The organism is Streptomyces glomeratus (assembly GCF_021462825.1).
Lineage (GTDB): Bacteria > Actinomycetota > Actinomycetes > Streptomycetales > Streptomycetaceae > Streptomyces > Streptomyces glomeratus.
Genome location: NZ_JAKEEB010000001.1, coordinates 192,965 through 213,896, shown reverse-complemented (window position 1 = coordinate 213,896; position 20,932 = coordinate 192,965). Strand labels below are relative to the sequence as shown.

21 protein-coding genes are annotated in these 20,932 nt (G+C 70.1%); 12 read left to right on the top strand and 9 right to left on the bottom strand.

Going from position 1 to position 20,932, the window contains the following annotated elements:
- Positions 1-98: 98 nt before the first annotated feature.
- Positions 99-815, bottom strand: coding sequence for a TetR/AcrR family transcriptional regulator (locus LZ604_RS00970; protein WP_234511420.1), 717 nt, complete (start codon positions 813-815; stop codon positions 99-101).
- A 134-nt stretch (positions 816-949) separates the two neighbouring features.
- Here LZ604_RS00970 and LZ604_RS00965 point away from each other — a divergent pair, with 134 nt between their 5' ends.
- Positions 950-2,146: an FAD-dependent monooxygenase gene (locus tag LZ604_RS00965; RefSeq protein WP_234511418.1), complete on the top strand. Its 1,197-nt coding sequence runs from the start codon at positions 950-952 to the stop codon at positions 2,144-2,146.
- A gap of 290 nt (positions 2,147-2,436) precedes the next feature.
- Here the strand turns inward: LZ604_RS00965 and LZ604_RS00960 are convergent, their stop codons facing one another.
- Positions 2,437-2,583 (bottom strand): hypothetical protein, encoded by a 147-nt coding sequence (locus tag LZ604_RS00960; RefSeq protein WP_234511416.1) that lies wholly within the window; start codon positions 2,581-2,583, stop codon positions 2,437-2,439.
- Between the two features lie 121 nt (positions 2,584-2,704).
- Between LZ604_RS00960 and LZ604_RS00955 the strand changes: the two genes are divergently transcribed.
- From LZ604_RS00955 to LZ604_RS00945, 4 genes are all read left to right on the top strand, one after another.
- On the top strand, positions 2,705-3,079 hold the full coding sequence (locus LZ604_RS00955) for a hypothetical protein (protein ID WP_234511414.1): 375 nt from the start codon (positions 2,705-2,707) through the stop codon (positions 3,077-3,079).
- 125 nt (positions 3,080-3,204) lie between these two features.
- A complete protein-coding gene (locus LZ604_RS00950) occupies positions 3,205-3,429 on the top strand; it encodes a cold-shock protein (RefSeq protein WP_234511411.1) in 225 nt (74 codons plus the stop codon).
- 221 nt (positions 3,430-3,650) lie between these two features.
- Positions 3,651-3,782 (top strand): hypothetical protein, encoded by a 132-nt coding sequence (locus LZ604_RS35635; protein WP_267970786.1) that lies wholly within the window; start codon positions 3,651-3,653, stop codon positions 3,780-3,782.
- A gap of 286 nt (positions 3,783-4,068) precedes the next feature.
- A complete protein-coding gene (locus tag LZ604_RS00945) occupies positions 4,069-5,148 on the top strand; it encodes a PP2C family protein-serine/threonine phosphatase (protein ID WP_234511409.1) in 1,080 nt (359 codons plus the stop codon).
- Positions 5,149-6,046: 898 nt separating this feature from the next.
- Here the strand turns inward: LZ604_RS00945 and LZ604_RS00940 are convergent.
- A complete protein-coding gene (locus tag LZ604_RS00940) occupies positions 6,047-6,370 on the bottom strand; it encodes a hypothetical protein (RefSeq protein WP_234511407.1) in 324 nt (107 codons plus the stop codon).
- 345 nt (positions 6,371-6,715) lie between these two features.
- On the opposite strand from LZ604_RS00940, the gene LZ604_RS00935 reads away from it, so the two are divergent.
- Positions 6,716-7,516, top strand: coding sequence for a hypothetical protein (locus tag LZ604_RS00935; RefSeq protein ID WP_234511405.1), 801 nt, complete (start codon positions 6,716-6,718; stop codon positions 7,514-7,516).
- Between the two features lie 554 nt (positions 7,517-8,070).
- Entirely contained in the window at positions 8,071-9,321 is a 1,251-nt protein-coding gene (locus LZ604_RS00930; protein WP_234511403.1) for an MFS transporter, read from the top strand.
- A gap of 294 nt (positions 9,322-9,615) precedes the next feature.
- On the opposite strand, the gene LZ604_RS00920 is transcribed toward LZ604_RS00930, so the two are convergent.
- The 3 genes from LZ604_RS00920 to LZ604_RS00910 all read right to left on the bottom strand — a co-directional run bounded on the left by LZ604_RS00920 (position 9,616) and on the right by LZ604_RS00910 (position 12,443).
- Complete coding sequence (locus tag LZ604_RS00920; protein WP_234511401.1) at positions 9,616-10,938, bottom strand: FAD-binding oxidoreductase; 1,323 nt, start codon at positions 10,936-10,938, stop codon at positions 9,616-9,618.
- A 532-nt stretch (positions 10,939-11,470) separates the two neighbouring features.
- Entirely contained in the window at positions 11,471-11,809 is a 339-nt protein-coding gene (locus tag LZ604_RS00915; RefSeq protein WP_234511399.1) for an alkaline phosphatase, read from the bottom strand.
- Between the two features lie 58 nt (positions 11,810-11,867).
- Positions 11,868-12,443: an alkaline phosphatase gene (locus tag LZ604_RS00910; RefSeq protein WP_234511396.1), complete on the bottom strand. Its 576-nt coding sequence runs from the start codon at positions 12,441-12,443 to the stop codon at positions 11,868-11,870.
- 178 nt (positions 12,444-12,621) lie between these two features.
- Here LZ604_RS00910 and LZ604_RS00905 point away from each other — a divergent pair, with 178 nt between their 5' ends.
- From LZ604_RS00905 to LZ604_RS00890, 4 genes are read left to right on the top strand one after another with little or no spacing between them, the layout of a single operon-like run.
- A complete protein-coding gene (locus LZ604_RS00905) occupies positions 12,622-12,846 on the top strand; it encodes a DUF397 domain-containing protein (RefSeq protein ID WP_234511394.1) in 225 nt (74 codons plus the stop codon).
- 47 nt (positions 12,847-12,893) lie between these two features.
- Positions 12,894-13,403 carry a (2Fe-2S)-binding protein gene (locus LZ604_RS00900; protein WP_234511392.1) on the top strand — a complete coding sequence of 170 codons (510 nt, stop codon included), beginning with the start codon at positions 12,894-12,896 and terminating at the stop codon, positions 13,401-13,403.
- The gene (locus LZ604_RS00895; RefSeq protein ID WP_234511390.1) at positions 13,400-14,389 is read left to right on the top strand and encodes an FAD binding domain-containing protein; all 990 of its coding nucleotides are present in this window, start codon (positions 13,400-13,402) and stop codon (positions 14,387-14,389) included. The genes LZ604_RS00900 and LZ604_RS00895 overlap by 4 nt, the downstream gene beginning before the upstream one ends.
- Positions 14,386-16,524, top strand: a complete 2,139-nt coding sequence (locus LZ604_RS00890) for a xanthine dehydrogenase family protein molybdopterin-binding subunit (protein WP_234511387.1) — start codon at positions 14,386-14,388, stop codon at positions 16,522-16,524. Before LZ604_RS00895 ends, LZ604_RS00890 begins: the two co-directional genes overlap by 4 nt.
- A 239-nt stretch (positions 16,525-16,763) precedes the next feature.
- Here the strand turns inward: LZ604_RS00890 and LZ604_RS00880 are convergent, their stop codons facing one another.
- From LZ604_RS00880 to LZ604_RS00870, 3 genes are all read right to left on the bottom strand, one after another.
- Complete coding sequence (locus LZ604_RS00880) at positions 16,764-17,087, bottom strand: transcriptional regulator (protein ID WP_234511382.1); 324 nt, start codon at positions 17,085-17,087, stop codon at positions 16,764-16,766.
- Between the two features lie 8 nt (positions 17,088-17,095).
- On the bottom strand, positions 17,096-17,602 hold the full coding sequence (locus tag LZ604_RS00875) for a hypothetical protein (protein WP_234511380.1): 507 nt from the start codon (positions 17,600-17,602) through the stop codon (positions 17,096-17,098).
- Positions 17,603-17,806: 204 nt separating this feature from the next.
- Positions 17,807-19,123 (bottom strand): serine hydrolase domain-containing protein, encoded by a 1,317-nt coding sequence (locus LZ604_RS00870; protein WP_234511378.1) that lies wholly within the window; start codon positions 19,121-19,123, stop codon positions 17,807-17,809.
- Positions 19,124-19,405: 282 nt separating this feature from the next.
- Here LZ604_RS00870 and LZ604_RS00865 point away from each other — a divergent pair, with 282 nt between their 5' ends.
- Positions 19,406-19,915, top strand: a complete 510-nt coding sequence (locus LZ604_RS00865; protein ID WP_234511376.1) for a nitroreductase/quinone reductase family protein — start codon at positions 19,406-19,408, stop codon at positions 19,913-19,915.
- Positions 19,916-20,932: the final 1,017 nt, after the last annotated feature.

Here is a 20,932-nt window from a genome sequence, read left to right as displayed (position 1 = left end):
TGCTGCCCTGTCTCCGGGCGCCCAAGCGGACTCCACTCCGTGCCAGGCTGAGGGTCCGCCCAGCGCAGGCGAGGGCGAGACCCGGGGGTAAGCGCCGCTCAGGCTTCCTCGGGGAGGCCGGACTCGGCGCGATCGGCGTCGATCAGGTCGCCGAGCAGGGCGACGGTGGCGGAGGCGAGGTCTCGCAGCGTGGCGTCTGAGGCCGCGGACCCGCTCTCGAACGCGCGTTGGACGGTCCGCGCGAGCAGGTCCGCGCGCCGATCCGGGCCATCCGCGTCTGTGGAGCCTTCGGCCCGCAGGAAGCCCTCGAACGTCGCCTGATAGGCGTAGGCGATCTCATCGACGTGCATGTCGTCGCGGAGCAGGCCGTGCTCGGCGAGCAGTGCGAAGTACCCGTGCGCCATCGCGCTGTGCCGAGTGTCGCGGGCGGTGTCGGGTGAGCTGGTCAGTTTGCCGAGCAGGTCGGGGTCGTCCAGGAGGAACCCGCGCAGCAACGGGCGGTTCGTGATGGCCAGGAAGTAGGCACGCGCGAAGCGGTGCGGCAGGCACGCGCGCGGGTCATGGCGCAGGGCCTGCCGCAGTTCGTCCAGCGCCTGCAGCACCTCCCGCGCGAAAACCGCGCCGAACAGCTGTTCCCTGTTCTTCCAGTGCAGATAGACGGTGCCCTTGCCGATCCCCGCTCCGGCGGCCACGTCGTCGATGGTCACTCGCCGGTAGCCGTGGCGGAGCAGCAGCTCTGCGGCCGTATCAAGGATCCGCGTGGCGCGTTCGGCGCGCTGCTGCGGGGCGCGGAGTCGTCCGGGGTTCCCACTCATGCGGCCATCATGTGACCAGATGCGAGATTTGGTCAACAGCCCCCTATGACCGTTGACCAATTTTCGAAATTGGTCATATAGTCGGAGAGGAGAGCGAGCAGCGGACGGACATCCCCCTACGACGGGAGCGAGCGATGAACGCCAAGGCCACGAACCACCAGACGGTCCTGATCTCCGGAGCCGGGATCGCCGGTACGACGCTGGCGTACTGGCTGGCGCGACACGGATTCCGGCCCACCGTCGTCGAGCGCTCGGCGGGTCTGCGTTCCAGCGGCAACCCGGTCGACGTGCGCGGCCCGGCCGTGGAGGTGGCCGAGCGCATGGGCGTGATGCCGCGGCTGCGCGAGGCCGCCACCCAGGTGACGGCTCTGAGCTTCGTCAACGGCTCCGGCCGCCAGGTCGGCCGGGTCAACATGCGCGCCCTGCAGCGGGCGTCCGACAGCCGCGAGGTGGAGGTGACACGCACCGATCTGGCGGCGATCCTGTACGAGGCGAGCCGGGACTCCGCCGAATTCCTGTTCGGCGACACCATGACCGCGCTTCGCCAGGACGGTGACGGCGTGCAGGTCACCTTCGAAAAGGCCGCGCCCCGCCGGTTCGACCTCGTCATCGGAGCCGACGGCCTCCACTCGACGACCCGCCGACTGGCCTTCGGGCCCGAGTCCGAGTACGTCCGGCACATGGGCCTGTACGTCGCGACGCTGCCGCTGGACGGCCCGGCCGACACCATGCGGGAAGTCGTCATCCACAACGCCCCCGGCCGGATGGCCTCCATCCACCCCGTCCACGGACGAGCCCTGGCGGCCTTCATCTTCCGGCACCCGGAGGTGGCCGGCTTCGACCACCGCGACCTCGCCCAGCACAGGGGGATCCTTACCGACTCCTACGCCGACGACGGCTGGCGCGTGCCCGAACTGCTGGAGCAGGCCCGGGTCGCCGAGGACTTCTGGTTCGACTCGGTCAGCCAGGTGCGGCTCGAGTCCTGGACGAACGGGCGTGTCACGCTGCTGGGCGACGCCGCCTCGTCGGTGTCGCTGTTCGGCGACGGCTCCACGCTGGCCATGGCAGGCGCCCACACCCTCGCCGAGGAGCTGGCCGCGGCCCCCGCCGACGCGCACGCGGCCTTCGCCCGCTATGAGGCCAGGCACCGGACCCTGGTCGATCCTCGGCAGGGGAACGTCACGACGGCCGCCGCGCTCATGGTCCCCGCGACCCGCGCCGGAGTCGTGGCGCGCAACGCGGCCTCCCGGTTCTGGCCGGCCGCGGCGGCCGGTGCCTGGATCCGCAACCGGATCACCCCGTCGCGCAGGCCCGCACCGGTGATGGCCTGACGGCGGCACTGGCCGGACGGCGGCACTGGCCGGACGGCGGCGACGGCTTGGCGGTGGCGACGCCGGACCAGGCGGGGCGCGCTCCCGCCAGGTCCGGCCCGCCGGGTACGGCCCGCCTTACCGGAAGGGCAACCGGCGGTGCGGTGCTGCGAGCGCTCGGCGCGGGGCGGTGCCGCGGACAAGTGCCACGGGGTGAAGGTGGCGGGGCGAACCGCCCCCCGAACGCGGGGTGGTGCACGTCGGCACCCTGTGTGTGCGGGTGCCGACGCCCACCGGCGTGCCCGCGGCACCTACGCGATCTCGGCCCGGGCATACTCCGGCAACGCCGCGCGCCCCTTGGCCTTCGTCAGACGTTCCACCGCCGCCATCGTGCGCATCAGCGGCAGTCGGGCGAACGTGTCGCGGAGCACCACCCGCCCCGCGGACCAACTGTTCATGTGCACCTGGCTCAGCGCGTCGAAGTGAGGAAGTGGCAGTTCTTCAGACGGTCAAGTCGGTAGGATCCGGTCCCTGCTTCAGGTGATCGGCTCGTCTGAGGGACACCCCGGGAGTGCAAGCATGCGACGCGACTTTTACGCGACGGTGGCGCAAGTGCTGCCGGTGTTATTACTGGCGCTTGTGTTCGAATCCCGGCACTTGGAGCGAATAGGCGGCCAGCGGCGCCGGTTACGCCGCGAGGATCCGGAGAATGGCGTGCGTTTCTGGACCAAGGGCCGGGTTCGTGTCTACACGATGTCTGTCGCTGTGATCGTGCTAAGCGACGTGGGGTTGTGTGTGCTGGCTCTGGCCGGAAGTGTCCCCGACAGCGCGCCGCTGCGTGGCTTCGTAGCGGCAGGAGTGATGCTGACGTTGGCGACCTTGTTGTTTCGGATTTCAGTCGACGTCATGGGTGCCACCCGGGAGTTGCAGACACGCACTGGGTCCGACCGTTGAGGCTCCTCATGAGCACAGAGGGCTGAGCCTCCGGCGAGCCCCGGACCTGTGCCTGACCGGGACCAAGGTCACGGAGCCGAGTTGCCTGGTGTGCCGGTGCAGGCACAGACCGTAGGCTTCCGCACATGGTGACTGCGACTGTCCGTGAGTGGAACGACGAGGAGGGGTGGGGCGTGCTCGACTCCCCCGAGACCCCCGGCGGCTGCTTCGGCCACTTCTCGGACATCCAGACGACCGGCTTCCGCACCCTGTCACCCGGACAGCAGGTCGACCTCGCATGGGAAGCCCCCGGCTTCAAACAGGACGGGTACGACTACCGAGCGGTGGCCATCGTGCCTCGGCCTGCCTGACATCGACGCCTGACCATCGTGCCTCGGCCTGCCTGACATCGACGCCTGACACCGACAACGCCTGACCTCAACGATGACGCACGTCCCCGGTCCCCCCAGCTCACCGTGCCCTGGCACCCTCTACCGGGGCGTGCGGTGACGGCTCGTTGATCGAACTCCGTGAGCGGTGGGAGAACCGGGCCAGTGACACGGCCAGGACCGCGACGCGGGATGATCCGCTCATGCGCATACGACGAGAGGTCCGCTGGGTCCTGTGGGGGCTGTGGCTTGCGTGTCTGGTGTTCTCCGCCGGGTTCATCGTCTGGTTCTGCGCGGAGGTGATCAAGCTGTTCCTGGAGGCCGAGTCCTGGTGAAGCGGCCGGGTGTCGTACCACTCCCGCGCCGGAGCGAACGGGGACGCAACCGGGACTCGGGGTTCCGACCAGTGCGTTTGCCCTCTCTGGGCAGCCGCGCTGGCACGTCACCACCGCTCGACGGGTTGTTCGTAGGCCACGGACGAACGGCGATAAAATTGCCCAAGTCGGTGGCCTGCTTCCTGACCCGGGCTTCCGCTCGACCTGTGCGACCTTGGGGAGCGGCACGGTGGCGAGGTCTCCTGAGGAACGCGGAGTCACGCGCCGCTCTGGTGCGCGGAGCAGGTTGCTGCTCGCGCTGCCCGCTCTGCTGCTGGTCATCGGCCTCTTCGTAGGCCTCTTCACACCCCGCGATGTCCGGCCGGATGCCTTCCTCGCCACGGCCATGGTCTCCGCCGCCGCGCTGCTGCCCCTATGGGGGACCGTTCTCATCGGAGTGGGCGCGTGCACCACCTTTGTCGGCCTGATGGTGGACTTCGATTCGCTGCGGGATGCGACCGCCTACTCCGAGCTGGCCACCCTCACGGCGATTGCGGCATTCGCCGTCTTCTTCAACCGCCTGCTCGACCGACGTGCCCATCAGCTGGTTCAGGTCCGCTCGGTGGCCGAGACCGCCCAGCTGGCGGTGCTGCATCCGGTACCGCGACACCTTGGGGACGTCACGCTCGACAGCCTTTACCTGGCCGCCGCGGCGGAAGCCCGGATCGGCGGCGACCTGTACGAGGCGATACGCACCCCGCACGGCGTACGGCTGCTCATCGGCGACGTACGCGGCAAGGGCCTGCTCGCGATCCAGACGGCCGCGACGCTGCTCAGCGCCTTTCGCGAGGCCGCCCACGACGCGCCCGACCTGCCCCACCTCGCGCGCCGCCTGGAGACGAGCATGAGCCGCCACGCTTCCCAGTACCCGGGGGTCCCGGGCTCTGAGATCGCCGAACGTTTCATCACCGCTCTGCTCGCCGAGGTCCCGGACGATGAACCGGTCGTCCGGACCGTCACCTGCGGCCACCCGCCCCCGCTGCTGCTGCACCGCGGCGAGGTCCGGGAGCTGAAGCCCGCCGCTCCCTCGCCGCCGCTCAACCTGGGCATGCTGGTGTGCGACGGGTACTACGTCGACCTCGTCCCCTTCCACCCCGGAGACCAGCTCCTGCTGTACACCGACGGGGTCACTGAGACCCGCGACCGCTCCGGCGCCTTCTACCCCCTCGCCGAACGCGTCCGCTCATGGAGCGGCGAGGCGCCCCACCAGCTCCTCGCCCATCTCCACCGCGACCTGATCGCCTACAGCGGCGGTGAGCTCGACGACGACATCGCTGCCCTCGTCGCCCAGCGGCGTCGAGCGGTTGAGCCTGAGATATGGCTCTGACCTGCTCAGGTCTACACGAACACGCTGGAGGTGCCTGAAGCCGGACAACCCTGGGGCACCGCCGACTCGCCCGGGAGAGCCGCTACTTGGACTCGACATCCCGACTGCCGGAAACCGTTGGGACTCGGGGGAAGCCTCACGGCAATTCCACTCCGCGTATGCGGCCTGGTCCTTGTATGCGGCCTGGTCCTTCCCGGTCAGCCGGTCAGTGCCTTCCGGCGGTCTTGCGATACGGTGCGGCTTCAAATCGACCTTCGAGGGGCCCGTGGACTTTCCGATCAGCCGTGTCGCTCGTTGCGTGACCGCGATCCCCATGACTCTGGCGGCCCTCTGCCTTGCCGGCTGCAACCCGGACCCGACCGACTCCGAGAACGTCGCCCCGATCACCCTGACGAATGACACGTCCAACGCCGTGCACGTCTTCTGGTGTGCCGGCGATGCGGACAACGAGTGCACAGAGCAGGACAGTCTGGGAGTCATAGCCGCAAGGGGCACGCGCCACATACACATTTCGTCCTACGAAGTGCTGCTGCGGATCAAGCCCGCCTCAGGCCCAGGGGGATACGTCTGTGCAGATGACGCCCCGGGTAGTCGAATAGCGCTGAGCACGTCCTATCCCTCGGTGAAGACCGCATACGACCACTGCTCCGACGGGTAGTTCCCCGGCACGACGGGCTCAGCGTCGCACGTCGCCGCTCAGCAGCAAAAGACCCAGCTCGGGGTGGATTCCCGACCTGGGTCTTGTGCTGTCCAGACCAATCCAGCCTCCATATCCATCCGAAAGGTCTCTTCGCCTTTCGCTGTCAGCCGGATATGGCGCTTGGGCTGCTTGGCCTACCCGTTCACCGCCCCTGGGGGTGCGGTGAACGGGCCGGTCCGCCTCGGCGAGTACTCGCCGTCAGGCCGCGCAACGGGCGAAGGCCTGCACGTTCCCGGGCTGCTGCGACTCGTTCTGGAACTGGATCTGCCACTGCGTGGAGCTCATGGCACGGTTGCCCGTCACGTCAATGGTGGCGGAGGACACGTTCCAGCCACCGCTCAGAGCACTGGTGCCCGCAGGGCAGGTGACGACGACGATCTTGGTCTGGCCGGCCGCTATCGGCTCGACCGGACTGCTTGCGACGGGGTTCGGGTCGGTCATATTCACGGCCAGCGCAGGGGATGCCAGGCCGAGGGCCAGTGCGGGGACGGCGGCCAGGGCGAGGAGCTTGGTGCGACTCATGGTGTTTGACCTCCTTGGGTGGCTTGTGCGTTCTATGTGAATCGAACGCATGAGCCCAGGCTAGGAGCGAGGTGGACGGCACCGCCATCCGATGCCACCCGTTAGAGTGATGACCTGGTTACTGTCGGCTACCGATTGCCGACCGCTGGGAATAGTGCAGCCGCCTGCCCGTGACGTGCCCAGTGCACCGGTGAACGACGGGAAACAGCGGGCACCGACAGGCCATGGCCAACCCGTCGGGCCCCGACCAACTCCTTTGACGGCAAGACGACTTCAAACGACTGCACACGCCCGAGCGGTTCCCACTGCCGGCCGACCGGGGGAGCCCTCGCCCCAGGACGACCGATGCCTGCAGACATTGGTCCCGGAAGCGGGTGTCGCAGATTCGGCGGCATTCGAGATGACCTCCCTCTGAAACGGCTCGCGGTTCTGGATGGCGCACGGCTCCGGCGTGATACCGCAGCACTCGCCGAGCCGCCAGCCCGCTACGACACGAGGAGTTCGCCCCCGCTGATTGCGTTTGCGTGCCGTCCCGGCCCGTATACGGTGATACTGCTCGCATCGCAGCAAGCAATCGCCGTCAGAAAGGAAACCGTTATGCCCATTTCAAAATGGTGTCTGGTGGCAGCTTCGATGCTTGCACTGACAGCTGCCGGATGCCCTGCCTCTGCGTCCTCGAGCTCCCAGCCTCGGGGCAATGAGAAAGAGGGGAAGCGCTACGAAGCGGTCCAGGACACCTACGAAGTGATCCATCTTCACGGGAAGATGACGCACTACAAGAGGCTCAACAACGGCGATCGCGCAACCGGCGTAGGCAGTCAGGTTTTCATCACCGAGAACCTTTTCCGCAACGGGAGCAAGTACGGCTTCTCCGCCACGTCGTGCACCCAGGTCGGCGGACCCTTGAATCCCACCGCGGCGAATCCGGCCACTCAGCTGTGCTCGGGGGTTTACAGCCTCCGCAACGGGCAGGTCACCTGGCAGAACACTCTCTCCGTCTCGCGCCAGGGGACTCCGCCACCATGGAAAACGGCTATCACCGGCGGCACGGGGGCGTACACACATGCTCGCGGGTACATCCTCGTCAACGGGACGCAGCGGAACTACACGGTTTATCTCCTTCGAACGTCCCCGGCCGGTTCGTGAGAACGCGAGCCAGACCGTCTTCGCCCGCATTGCCTTGATGGGCAATCAGCCCGGCGACGGCCGCTGAACATCCACGCCTGTGCGCAGCCCGGCCTTACGGCCTCCTTCGACGTCCGCCTCGGGGTTGTCCCCCCAGCATCCGGCCTCCGGCGCCCAGCCGGGTACCGCAGAGCGCCGCGGCCGCCTCGAAGAGAGCGTAAGCCGGGCTTCCGCGCGTCGTGCGGGGACTTCGCCCCGGCGCCGGAGCAGTTCCGGGCGGCGCGGCCGGGCTCTCGCCGGCGGGCCGTAACCCGGCCGGCCGCGCAATGGCGGGCCGGTCATGCCGTATCCATGGACCGTATGACGGCACTCGTCGGCATCCGCCGATCACTCACCCGGCCGTAGCCCGGCCACTTCGCTTCCCCACCGCCACCGACTGCAAAGTCTATCGACATCAAGTATCTTGACGTCGAGATTGATACGGACGGTGGGACGGGGGCCTGCTCATGCGATCGGCGGGGGATGGACTGATAGCGCAGCTGCGGCGGCCGCCGGGCGGGCGGGACGCTCGGACCATGCTGCTCGCACAGTGTGTGGACCGGGCCGGGACGGGGGTGTGGGCCGCGGCGTCCGTGCTGTACTTCACCTTCGTGAGCCGGCTGGACGCGCGACAGCTCGGACTGCTGCTGGGGGTGGGGGCGGTCGCCGGGATAGCCGGGTCACCGCTGGCGGGGCGCGCCGCCGAACGGCTCACAGTGCGCGGCCTGCTGATCGGCTGTCATCTGCTGCGGCTGGGAACGATGGGCCTGCTGCCGGTCGCCGACAACTTCGCCGCCCTGCTGCCCGTGGTCGCCCTCACCTGCCTGGGAGAGCGAGCGGCCAAGACGCTGGAGATGCTCTTCGCCACCCGGGTCGCGGGGGAACAGCGAGCCACCTACCAGGCACTGTTCCGAAGCGTCGCCAACGCCGGATACGCGGTCGGCGCGGGCATCGCCGCGATCGGCCTCGGTGTGGGCACCACGAACGCCTACCGCGCGCTGATCCTGGCCAACGCGCTCTCCTTCATACTGGCCGCCGCACTGGTCTGGCGAACCCGGGAGCCGGCCGGCCACGGCCTGGTCGTGGCACAGAACGGCAGCGGTGCCACCGACGGACCGCCATACGCCTCCAGTCCTTGGCGGGACCGCGGCTACCTGCTCTTCGTACTGCTCGACATCCCGATGAACCTGGACGACTCGGTTCTCAACGTCGGCCTGCCGCTGTGGCTGGTGCACCACACCAGCGCGCCGCATGCGGTCGTCCCCGCCTTCCTGGTGGTCAACACCGTGCTTGTGGTGGTCCTTCAGCTTCGCATCTCTGCACGGGTCCAAGGCCGGCGCAGGGCGGCGGCGGCAGTGGGCTGGTACGGCATGGCCCTGCCCGCCTGCTGCCTGGTACTGGGGACCGCGACCGGCGGTGGGGCCTGGTCGGCCTCACTCGCCATGCTGGGGGCCGCGATACTGGTCACCCTGGCGGAGCTCATACGATCGGTGAGTTCCTGGGAACTGGCGGTCAGCCTGGCGCCGCCTCGTGCCAGGGCTTCCTACCTGGGAGTGGCCGGCATGTCCCAGTCGGTGCAGAGGTCGGTGGGTCCACTGCTGCTGACCGGTGTGGTCATGACGGCCGGTCCGGCGGGCTGGCTGGCGCTCGGCACGGCGGTCACCGGGCTGAGCCTGGTGCAACGTCGGGCCAGCCTGAGGCGACTGGAGACCCTCTCCGCGCCCCCGCAGGCCGTCAACGCCGTAGGCGGTCCGACCGACTCGGCGAGTCGTGAACTCCCAGCCTGACGGAGACAGGAGCTGTCGCGGGGAGGCTTCCCGTCATCACCATCCCCACGCCGACCATGAAAAGGCCACCGGAGCCGTCCGACCAGTCGTCATAGGCGGCGACCGTCAGACCGACCTGGGTGCCGAGCACAGCGCCTGCGATGTAGCCGCGGGAGGCCGCCCAGTACACAGCAGCGGGCAGGGTCACAGATCGTGGCCTGGACAGCCGTCCCCCAAGTCGACCGGCAGGGGCCCGGCTTGGAACCGCGTCGGCATCCCGGGCAGGGCCGACGAGTGCCTCCGGTCTGATGTGGGTCACGTGGGTTCATGCGAGGCTGACGCCGGCGGGATGCTCTGCTCGTACTGGAAGACGTTGTGGGGGTCGTACTTTTTCTTGATCTCGCGCAGCCGGTCGAAGTTGGAGCCCCAGTAGGCGGTTTCCCAACCCTGCATTCCGACGTTCGGCACGTTGGCGTAGGCACCGTTCACATAGGGCCGCAGCGCCTGGCTGAACTTGGCGATCCAGGCCTGGGCCTCCGGGGTGAGTGGGTCGTGGACGTCCGGTTGTGTTCCACGAGTCCCCCAGCCGACGCCGGGCTCGGAGTAGAAAAGCGCGTCGCGATGCGGGAACGCGGTGCCGCCGCGGGGGCTCTTCCTGACCGCGCCGCCGAAGGCCTGGGTGAAGAAATTACTGTCGTCCGTGGGGGCGGTCTGCATGAATGAGGCGATCACGCTGATCGCTTTCTCGGGGAACGGCTTGGTGGTGAACTGTGAGAAGAACTTCCAGTTCGCGGGCTCCTTCTGGTTCGGGACCTGGAATGCCGCATAGACATCGCCCCAGTTGCCGACCTGCACGGAGACCTTGGGGTTGCCGACCGACAGGATCGGGGCCAGCAACTCCCTCGCCTTCGCCTCCGGCCCTTCCGCGAGTACCGCGAACATCAGGATCTGGTTCCGGTGGATCTCGAGCTGGGTGCCGAGGCGGTCGTCGGCGAAGGGTGCCGTGCGCTGCCATGCCTCGAAGACCCCGTGCAGGTCCCCGAGGCCCTGCCATGTCGCCTGCACGTAGGCGACGTTCTTGAGTGGAGTCACTTCATAGGTGAGTGACGTGACAACCCCGAAATTGCCGTTTCCCGCCCCACGGAGCGCCCAGAGCAGGTCCGGATTGTTGCTGAGATCCGCCTTGATCACCTCGGCGCACTCGGTACCCGACGCGACGACGACCTCGGCCCCCACCAGACTGTCGCAGGCCATGCCGAGCCAGCGGGTGAGGAATCCGAAGCCGCCGCCGAGCGTCGCGCCGGACAGGCCTACGGTGCCCTCCGTTCCCGTCGTCACGGCGAGGTCCTGCTTCGCGAGCGTGGTCACTGCTTCCAACTGGCTGAGCCCCGCGCCGACTGTCACGGTACGGGAGCCGCTGCCGATGTGGACCGACTTCAGCTCGCTGACGTCGATCACGATGCCGTTGTCCACGCTCGACCAGCCCTCAAGGCCGTGGCGACCGCTTCGCACCCGCAGCGCGACATCGTTCTGCCGCGCCCACGTGACGGCGTTGACCACGTCCTGGGTGTTCTGGGCGAAGACGATGACCAGCGGGTAGTGAGAGAAGAGCTGATCCCAGCCGAGGCTCGCATTCACATACCCGGGGTCACCGGGGCGGACGATGCGGCCGGTCAGATTCGCCGGCGGGCACTTCACGCTCTCGGATCCTTTACCCGCGGCACTCGCGGACGGGGCCTCTGCCTCCGTAATGGCCGGGACAACGACCGCGCCGGCGCCGGCGGCCGCCGAAGCCTTGAGCAGGCCGCGACGAGGGAGATCTTGCATGGTCCGTATCCTCTCGACCGGGATACGCCAGCATTTGGCTGAGGGAAATCTTGTCCGCCAGCTAGCGCGTTCAATCGTTTGTGGACGATTCCTGAGGCTCGCAGAGTAACAGGGGGTAACCCGTGACGCCGTCACCCAACACGCATATCAGAGATGATGACGACATGTTGAAGAATAATATGTGCGAGCGGCCATGAATCGGCCCGGCCGTTTGGACCCGCAAAAGTACACGTCGACAGCGATTCAAGTTCGCCGGGGTGCAGCGGGAAGGGCCGGCCCGGGAGGTTTCCCTCCCGAGCCGGCCCCTGGCCGTTTCAGACGGCGTGCCGCACGGTCCGGCAGGTCAGTGGCGCGGGGCCAGGATCTGCGACAGGACGTCGTGCACGTGGGTGTTGGCGTGCTTGCCCGTGAAGCGGTTCGCGAGCGGGCCGGCGGCCGTCACCGGGACGTCGACACCGGTGTGGCCGGACGTCGTCCAGTCCAGCGTGAACGTCCGGTCGCTGCCGTGGATCGAGAACGGGCCGTCCTCGGTGGAGATGCCGGTGCCGGTTTCGTCGGACGCGTCGTTCTCCTCGACCGACAGGCCGCCGGTCTCGTGGTCGCCGGTGACGACGAGGAGGGTGTCGGGGTGGGTCGCCTGGTAGGCGCGGGCGACGGCGACGGCCTTCTCCAGCTGCTGCATCGACTGCAGCAGGCGGGTGCCGTTGTTCTGGTGCGCGAACTCGTCGGTGCCCTCCTCCTCAGAGCAGCTTGCCGCCCCGCGCCTGGTCCGGTTCCTTCGCGCTGGTGACGTACGTGTAACCGGAGCGCTTGGCCTTGGCGATCAGGTTGCCCTTCGTGCCGCGGCTGCCCTCGCCGGTGTCCTCGGCGGGCTTGTCGGGGAAGGCGCCCTCGGTTCCGGCCGGCAGCCACCAGTCCTCGCCGCCGCCCAGGATCACGTCCGGCGTGCTGTCTGCGAGGTACTGGCGGGCGATCTCGTCCTGCTTGCCGCGGTCGGCGGCGTTGGCGAAGAACGCCGCCGGCGACGCGTCCGTGACCTGAGCGGTCGTCACCATGCCGGTGGCCTTGCCCGCCGCCTTGGCCTGCGCCCCGAGCGTGGGGAGCGGGTTGCCGTCGGTGTCGACGCTGATGGCACCGTTGTAGGTCCTCCGACCCGTGGCCCACGCGGTGGCGGCCGCCGCGGAGTCCGTGACCACGGCCTTGGGGTCGTCCGGCGTCGTCGTCAGCTGACCGGACGCCGGAAGACGATCCATCGTCAGCTGTCCATGGAGACTTGCGAGGTGCAGTCGCGCCGCCTCGCGGGCGGCCGCGCCCATGCGAACAGTGCATGCCTGCCTCGGCCCGGTCTGCTCGCGCCCGGAGGGATGCACGGTGACCGTGTCCCGGTCGCTCCGTTCCTCGGCCGGCAGGGTGGATTTGCCAGGGGGAAGCGATGGGGAGACGGTGGAGGGGGATACGGAAACGCATGTCCCGAGCGCCGAAGGGAGCTTTCGAATGCAAGCGCGAAAGGCTGATCTGTACGCGCTCGACCTGACGGATGCATGCTGGATCAAGAGCAGCAAGAGCACCCACATGCCTTACTGCGTCGAGGTCGCGGACCTGGGTGGCGGAGCCGTTGCGGTCCGTGACTCGAACCGTGAAGACCTGCCGCCCCTGCGGTTCACCGCGGGAGAATGGGCGGCGTTCCGAGAGGGCGTACGCGAGGGCGAGTTCGGTTAGAGCATCCCGCGATCTCGCCTTCACCGGCACATGGTGCGGGGTGGCCCGTGGACATGGAGATCACTCTGCGGGTGGACGGGCAGGAGCGCCGGCTCGTCGTCGACACTCGCACAAGCCTGCTGGACGCCCTGCGCGAACGTCTCGGGATCACCAGCCCGAAGAAGGGCTGCGACCACGGGCAATGCGGCGCCTGCACCGTTCTGCTCGGCGGGCGCCGGGCGCTCAGCTGCCTGGCGCTGGCGGTGGCGTACGAGGACGCGGAGATCGTCACGGCCGCCGGGCTTGCCGAGGGCGGCGATCTGCACCCCATGCAGCGCTCGTTCATCGATCACGACGCGTTGCAGTGCGGCTACTGCACGCCGGGCCAGATCGTCTCGGCGGTCGGGATGCTCGCGGAGGCGGAGGCGGGCTGGCCGAGTGCGGTGAGCGCCGACCCGGACGCCGACGAGGTCGTCCTCGACGACGCGGAGATCGCCGAGCGGATGAGTGGCAACCTGTGCCGCTGTGGCGCCTACGTCAACATCCGCCCGGCCATCGCGGAAGTGGCGCGCCGATGAAACCGTTTCGCTACCAGCGCGCACGCGATGTACGGGGGGCGGTCGACATGCTCGCCCAGGCGCCGCACGGGGCGTTCCTTGCCGGCGGCACGAACCTCGTCGACCTGATGAGGCTGGGCGTGGCCACGCCGGACCTGCTCGTCGACGTCCGCCGGCTGGCCTGCGACCGGATCGAGGAACTCCCCGACGGGACCCTGCGCATCGGCGCCACGGTCTCCAACAGCGAGCTGGCCGCCGACCGCCGGGTCCGGCGGCGCTATCCCGTGCTCTCCCAGGCGCTGCTGTCGGGGGCTTCGGGGCAGCTGCGCAATCTCGCCACCACCGGCGGGAACCTGCTGCAGCGCACCCGTTGCGTGTACTTCCAGGACCTCACCACCCCGTGCAACAAGCGCGAGCCGGGATCGGGCTGCCCGGCGCGGGAGGGCTACCACCGTGAACTCGCGATCCTCGGCTGGTCGCAGGCGTGCGTCGCGACGCATCCGTCCGACATGGCCGTCGCATTGGCCGCGCTCGACGCGGTCGTGCGCACCCGCGGGCCCGACGGAGAGCGGGCGGTCCCGCTGACCGAGCTGCACCGGCTGCCCGGTGACGAGCCCGAGCGCGACACCGTTCTGCGCCACGGCGAGCTGATCACGGCCGTGGACCTGCCGCCGCTCCCACCGGCGGCCAGGTCCGGCTACCGCAAGGTCCGTGACCGCGCCTCGTATGCCTTCGCACTGGTCTCGGTCGCCGCCGTGGTGGAGCCGGCCGACGGTGCCGTGCGGGACGTGCGCATCGCGCTGGGCGGTGTGGCGCACAAGCCGTGGCGGGCGAGCACGGCCGAGCAGGCGCTGCGGGGAGCGCCCGCAACCGCCGAGCGCTTCCGCGCCGCCGCCGAGGCCGAACTGAGCGCCGCCCGGCCGCTGGCAGGCAACGCGTTCAAGATCCCGCTCGTGTGCAACACCCTCGTCGCCACTCTCGTCGGCCTGGCGGACGAGCCACCATGAGTGTCATCTCGCACGCCGTCGGCACACCGCTCGACCGCCTGGACGGACCGGACAAGGTCAAAGGCGCCGCCGTCTACGCCGCCGAGCACCCGGTCGACCGGCCGGCCTACCTGTATCCGCTGCAGGCCACGATCGCCGTCGGCCGTGTCATCGCCCTCGACACGGCCGCCGCAGGTGCCGAACCGGACGTGCTGGCCGTACTCACCCACCGCAACGCCCCCCGGCTGGCCTCGGCCCACGACGCCGAACTGGCGGTCCTGCAATCCGACGAGGTCGCCTACCGCGGCCAGATCATCGGCGGTGTGATCGCCGAGACTCCCGAGACCGCCCGCCATGCCGCGCACCTGGTCCGCGTCACCTATGCGGAACGGGCGCACGACGTCGCCCTGCGGCCCGACCGCGACGATCTCTACAAGCCGCTGAACGCGGCCTTCTTCTGCCGGGGCGGCGGGGAACTCATGGACGGGTCGCCGGCCGACAGTGCCGTGGGCGATGTCGACGCCGCTCTGGCCGCGGCGGAGGTCAGGCTGGACGCGACCTACACCACGCCGATCAACCACCACAACCCGATGGAGCCGCACACCGCCGTGGCCCTCTGGAGCGACGACGAGCTCACGGTCTACTGCTCCACGCAGGGCGTGACCCTGAGCCGGGATCTGCTGGCCACCGTGTTCGGGCTCGACCCTCGGCGGGTGCGCGTGGTCTGCCCGCACGTCGGGGGTGCCTTCGGGTCGAAGGTCTACTGCCACTCGTACGCAGTCCTCGCCGCGATGGCCGCTCAGATCGTGCACCGGCCGGTCAAGTTCGCCCTCACCCGCCGGCAGATGTTCTCCCTGGTCGGCTATCGTCCCGCCACCGTTCAGCGCATCCGGCTCGGCGCCGACCCGGGCGGCCGGCTCACCGCGATCGCGCACGACGTGGTCGTGCAGACCGCCAAGGCCAAGGGGTACGCCGAACAGGTCGCGGTGTGCACCCGGTGCATGTACGCCGCGCCCCACCGGCGCACCACCCACCGGCTGGCGCCCCTGGACCTGCCGGTGCCGACGATCATGCGGGCGCCGGGACAGGCCCAGGGCATGTTCGCACTCGAGTCGGCCATGGACGAGATGGCCATCGCCTGCGGTCTGGACCCCGTCGAGTTCCGGATCCGAAACGAGCCCGGCGTCGACCCCGAGACCGGCCGGCCGTTCTCCAGCCGCCATCTGGTGGACTGCCTGCGCGACGGCGCCCGCCGGTTCGGGTGGGACCGGCGGGGCCCCGTCTCCCGGGCGCGACGCGAGGGGGCCTGGCTGGTCGGCACCGGCGTGTCCGCCTCGACCCACCCCTCGCCCCGCTTCGCCGGGAACACCACGACGATCCGGGCCGGCCCCGACGGGCGCCACACGGTGCTCATCGCCGCCGCCGACCTCGGCACCGGCACCTGGACGGCGCTCACTCAGATCGCCGCGGATGCGCTGGGTGTGACCGTCGACGAGGTGGAACTGCGCATCGGGGACACGGCGTTGCCTCCTGCCTCGCCCGCCGGCGGCTCGGCGGGGATCGACAGCTGGGGCACATCCGTCGTCGAGACGGCGGGCAGGCTGCGCGCGCTCATCGATTCCCACCACGGCGGCGTCGTTCCGCCGCAGGGACTCGAGGTCACCTCCGACATGCCCGACAACCCCGACGCCGCGCACTATGCGATGCACAGCTTCGGAGCGCAGTTCGCCGAGGTCCGGGTGCACGCCGACACGGGCGAGGTGCGGGTACCGCGCCTGCTGGGGGTGTTCGACGCGGGCCGGGTGATCAACCCCAAGACCGCCCGCTCGCAACTGCTCGGTGGCATGACCATGGGTCTGTCGATGGCGCTGCACGAGCAGGGCGTGGTCGACCCGCGGTTCGGGCACGTGGTCAACGGCGACCTCGCCGAGTACCACATCGCCTCCCACGCCGATGTCGGCTCGGTCGAGGCGTACTGGGTGGAGGCGGAGGATCCCCACACCAACCCGATGGGATCCAAGGGCATCGGCGAGGTCGGCATCGTCGGCACCGCCGCGGCCATCGCCAATGCCGTGCACCACGCGACCGGCATCCGCGTCCGGGACCTGCCGATCACCCTGGACAAGCTTCTGCGACAGCCCGTCGTCGAAGAGTGACGGAGCAGTTCGACCATGTCGTGGTGGGTGGGGCGGCGCCGGGTGTGTCCTTGCCGCGCGGCTGTCGGAGGATCCGCGCAATGGGGTGCTCCTGCTGGAGGCCGGGGCCGCCGGCGGGCCCGGCCGATCGCGGTCCCGCCGGCCGGGATGTCGAAGGCGGGGGTGACCGCCCCAAGGGCGTCGCCGTGCCCACGGAAACCCCGGACGCCGTAGGCGCGGGGACGTACGCCCGGTTTCTCTCACTCCTCGCGACGGCCCGTCTGCGCGCCCGCGGCTTCCGCCGCGTCGACGATCGCCTGCAGGGCGGCGAGGTGGCGCTTGAGGGCGGTGCGGCCGGCGGCCGTCAGGGACAGCCATGTACGTGGCCGGCGGCCCACCGCTCCTTTGCGGATCTTGAGGTACCCGGCCTCCTCCAGGGCGGTCGCGATACGGCTGACGCTCGGATCGGAGACCTGGCAGTACTCACGGACCGCCGCGAACTCGGCCTCGGCGCACCCGGCCAGGAAGGCCATCATCGTCAGCCGTGTCGGATGGTGAATGACCTCATCCAGCTCCGGTGGCACGGCGTGGCTCATTCCGTGCGCCCCAACGCCTGCAGTGCCGCCGCCGACTCCGAGAGGAGCGCCTTCTTCCGGCTCTCCCGCCACCACAGGGAACCTCCTCCGAGGACCCCCAGGGCGATCGGGCCCGCACTCCCGCCCCACGCGAGGAACACGAGGCCGGCGACCGCGTAGGCGGCCACCGGTGCGCCTTCCAGGAGGGTTCGTTGCCTCGTCGTGCCCCATGACGGCCTGGCGCGGACCCGCATACGGAGGACCCGTACCGCGCACATGGCAGGGAAGACGGACAGTGCCGCGATCGTGCCGAGTATCGCCGCGAACTTCCAGGCCGCGCCATCCGCCCGGTACGGAAGCGGCCCGGTGACCAGGGCCATTCCGGCTCCGTGGGTCACACCCGCCACCGGAGCCCACCACCACGGATACGCCTGCGGTGAGGTGTTGGCGGCCAGCCGGGCCCGCCTCGCGGCCTGAAGGTCGCCCCTGGCCTGGGCCGATACGGAGTACTGGTTGTTTGACACGGCTCTCCCGACTTCCCGGACTGGCAGGGCAGTTGACCACATTCTTGCATCTACTTTTGTAGTGCGAAAGTACTTAGCCGCCTTACATGTCCATCGGGGAGTCGACCCGAGCGCGCCGCGTCCGCGACGCAAGTCCGGCCCCTCCTGCCCGCCGGTCGTCCGGAGGGACGGGCGGCGCCCGGCTTCCGCGCCGAGGCCTGGTCATCACTTCGCGCCGGGCGAGAAGGCCGCGGTGGCGACGCGCCGGATGTACGGGGCCTCGGCGCCCTTCAGGCCGGTGGGGTTGAACGAGTACACCAAGCGGCGGGCGAGGCCCCGGGTGGCGAACATGCCGCTGGTGTAGCCGGGGCGCGAGCCGGTCTTGCCCCAGATCTCGGTGCCGTCGGGGAAGGTGAAGCGCATCAGCCCCATGCTGAAACAGGCGTGTCCGGCGGTGGGGCCCTGCTCGCAGTTCTTGTTGTCGTGGTTGGGCACGTCCGGAACGGTGAACAGCAGTCGCTGCTGGGTGGGCGGCAGGAGCCGGCCGCCCAGCAGCGCGGTCAGGAAGCGGTCCAGGTCGGCGGCGCTGGAGATCATCCCGCCCTCGGCCCACGGCCACGCGGTCTGCTCGGTGACGTCGGCCTCCCGAGTGGTGCCGTCCGCGGCGGTGACCGTGAGGTAGCCGTGGGAGTGCGGGCCGGGCAGCCGGGGGTCGTCCACCGCCGGCACCGAGGTCGCGTGCAGGCCGAGCGGCCGGATGATCCGGTCACGCACCTCCTCGGCGAAGGAGCGGCCGCCGACCCGCTCGACGACCAGACCGGCGATGAAGGTGTTGAGGCCGTTGTACTCCTGCGCGGTGCCGGGCGTGAAGTCCATCGGCTGACCTGCGACCAGGCCTTCCACCACCTGCCGCGGGGGCCGGCTCTCGAAGCGGTGGTCGACGAACCACTGGTTGCTGCCGTCGCCCCAGAAGGCCCCTCCACCGCCACCGGGCAGGCCGCTGGTGTGGTTGAGCAGCTCTCCCACCGTGACCGGTGGATAGCCGGCGGGCAGCAGCCCGGGCAGGTACTGCTGGACGGTGCCATCGAGGTCGAGCCGGTGTTCGGCGGCCAGTTGCAGGACGACGGTGGCGGTGAAGACCTTGGAGATGCTGCCGATCCGGAAGCGGGCGTCCGCCGGCACCGGACGTCCGGTGGCGAGGTCGGCCGTGCCGGAGGTGCCCGACCAGTGGCCCGCTCTGCCGGACACCCGGACCAGCGCACCGGTGACGTCTGCGTTGGGCAGCCCTGCGATGGCCTGCCGCAGCACGGCGGGGCTCAGGGGAGGCAGCGACTCGGCGGCGGGCGTGGTCGCGGCGGACGCCGGTACGGCGGCGGACGCCGGTACGGCGGCGGACGCCGGTACGGCGGCGGACGCCGGTACGGCGGCGAACGCCGGTACGGCGGCGGACGCCGGTACGGCGGCGGACGCCGAGAGGGCGGCGAGCAGGGCGGTGGCGGCGGCCACGGTGGTCCAGCGGGCGAGGCGCGAGGTGCTGTGCACAGTCGAACTCCAGTGTGAGGGTACGTCAGGGCCCGGTCATCGGACCGATGTTGACTCTGCCCCTGTCGCCCTGCGCGCTCATCCGGGAGGAGCCCTCAAGATCCCCTGAGATATCCCTCGGGGTTTCCCCTGAGACCGGCCGACGCCCCCGCCCGTGGCCGGCCCTGTCACGCCGCTCCGTTCTCCGAACGTCCTCCGCATGGCCCCGGCGCGGCTCGGCTCGGTCGTGGGACTCGCTGGTTAGCTATGAGCTGGTCAGGTCTTCGGCGGAACGAGGCGGACATGGGCGACGTGAACGAGGTCAACAAGAGGATCATCGGTGAGTTCCGGGCGCAGGGCGGGATCGTCGGCGGCCTCTTCGAGGGCAAGCATCTGCTGCTTCTGCACACGGTCGGACGCCGTACCGGCCAGGCGCGCGTGAACCCTTTGGTGTACGCGGCCGACGGCGACAATCTGCTGGTCTGCGGCTCCTCGCGTGGTGCGGAGAAGGACCCGGCGTGGGTGGGCAACGTCGCCGTCATGTCCGAGGTGACCATCGAGGTGGGCGAGCGCGTTCTGCGGGCGACGCCCACCGTCGTGAGGCCCTCGTCGCCCGAGTGGGAACGTCTCTACGGGATCTGGTCGGCGTACTGGCCCGACAGCACGCAGTACGAGACCAAGACGTCCCGCAGGTTCCCCGTGGTGAAACTGGAGCCCGTCGCGGTGGAGCCGGCTTCCGTGGGTGAGTCCGGGGCGGCTGACGGGGACTTGGCGCACGGCGACGAAGGCCGGGTGGCGCTCGACGGGAGATGACCGCGGACCGGGTCTGGGTTCTGGGCGCCACAGGCCGCTGCGGCCGGGCGATCGCCGCCCGGCTGACGGCCGGCGATCTGCCGCCGGTGCTGGTCGGCCGCGATCCCGAGCGGCTGCGCGAGCTGGCCGGGGCACTCGACGGGGAGCCGCGGACCGTGGTGGCCGGGTCGGTCGGCGCCGTCATGGCGCAGCTGACCCGACACGCGCCGGCGGTCGTGATCAACACGATCGGTCCGTTCACCGAGACGGCGGCACCGATCGCCCGCGCGTGCCCGCCCGGTACTCACTACGTCGATCTCGCGAACGAACTCTCCGCCGTCATCGGGCTGCTGGGGCTGCGTGACGAGGCGATCGCCGCCGGACGGTGTCTCGTGACGGGTGCCGGGTTCGGCGTGCTCGCCACGGAGAGCGTCGTACTGAAGCTGTGTGAGGACCGGCCTGCGGCGGCATGCGTGAGGGTCGACGCGGTGCCGGGGGCCGGGGCCGGAGGCGGCGTCATCGGTTCTGCCCTGGCGGCGAGCATCGTCGACAGTGTCGCGCTCGGCGGACGCCGTTATGAGCGCGGCCGGCTCGTACGCGCCAGGCTGGGGGGTTATGCCGAGCGGCTCGCCCTGCCCGACGGGGCCAGGGTGCACACCGTCGGCGGTCCGAGCGGCGACCTGGAGGCCGCCCACCGGGCCAGCGGTGCGCCGTTCGTGGTCGCCGCGACGAGCGCGGTGCCGGCCGGCCGGGCAGCGCGCGCGGTGCTGCCGGTGGCAGCGGCGTTGCTGTCGCGTCCGGTGCTGGGCCGCGCCGCCAAGCGTCGGCTCGCCCGTGTCCGGGTCACCGCGCGCGGGCGGAGCGGGGAGGTCTCCTGGGCGCGGGCCCGGGTGCGGGACGTCGACGGCCGCACCCGGGAGGGGTGGCTGCGCACAGGTGCGGCCACGGAGTTCACCGCCGCGGTGGCGGCCGAGGTCGCGAGCCGTCTCGTCCGCGGCGAGGGCCGGCCGGGCGCCCACACACCCGGCTCGCTCTTCG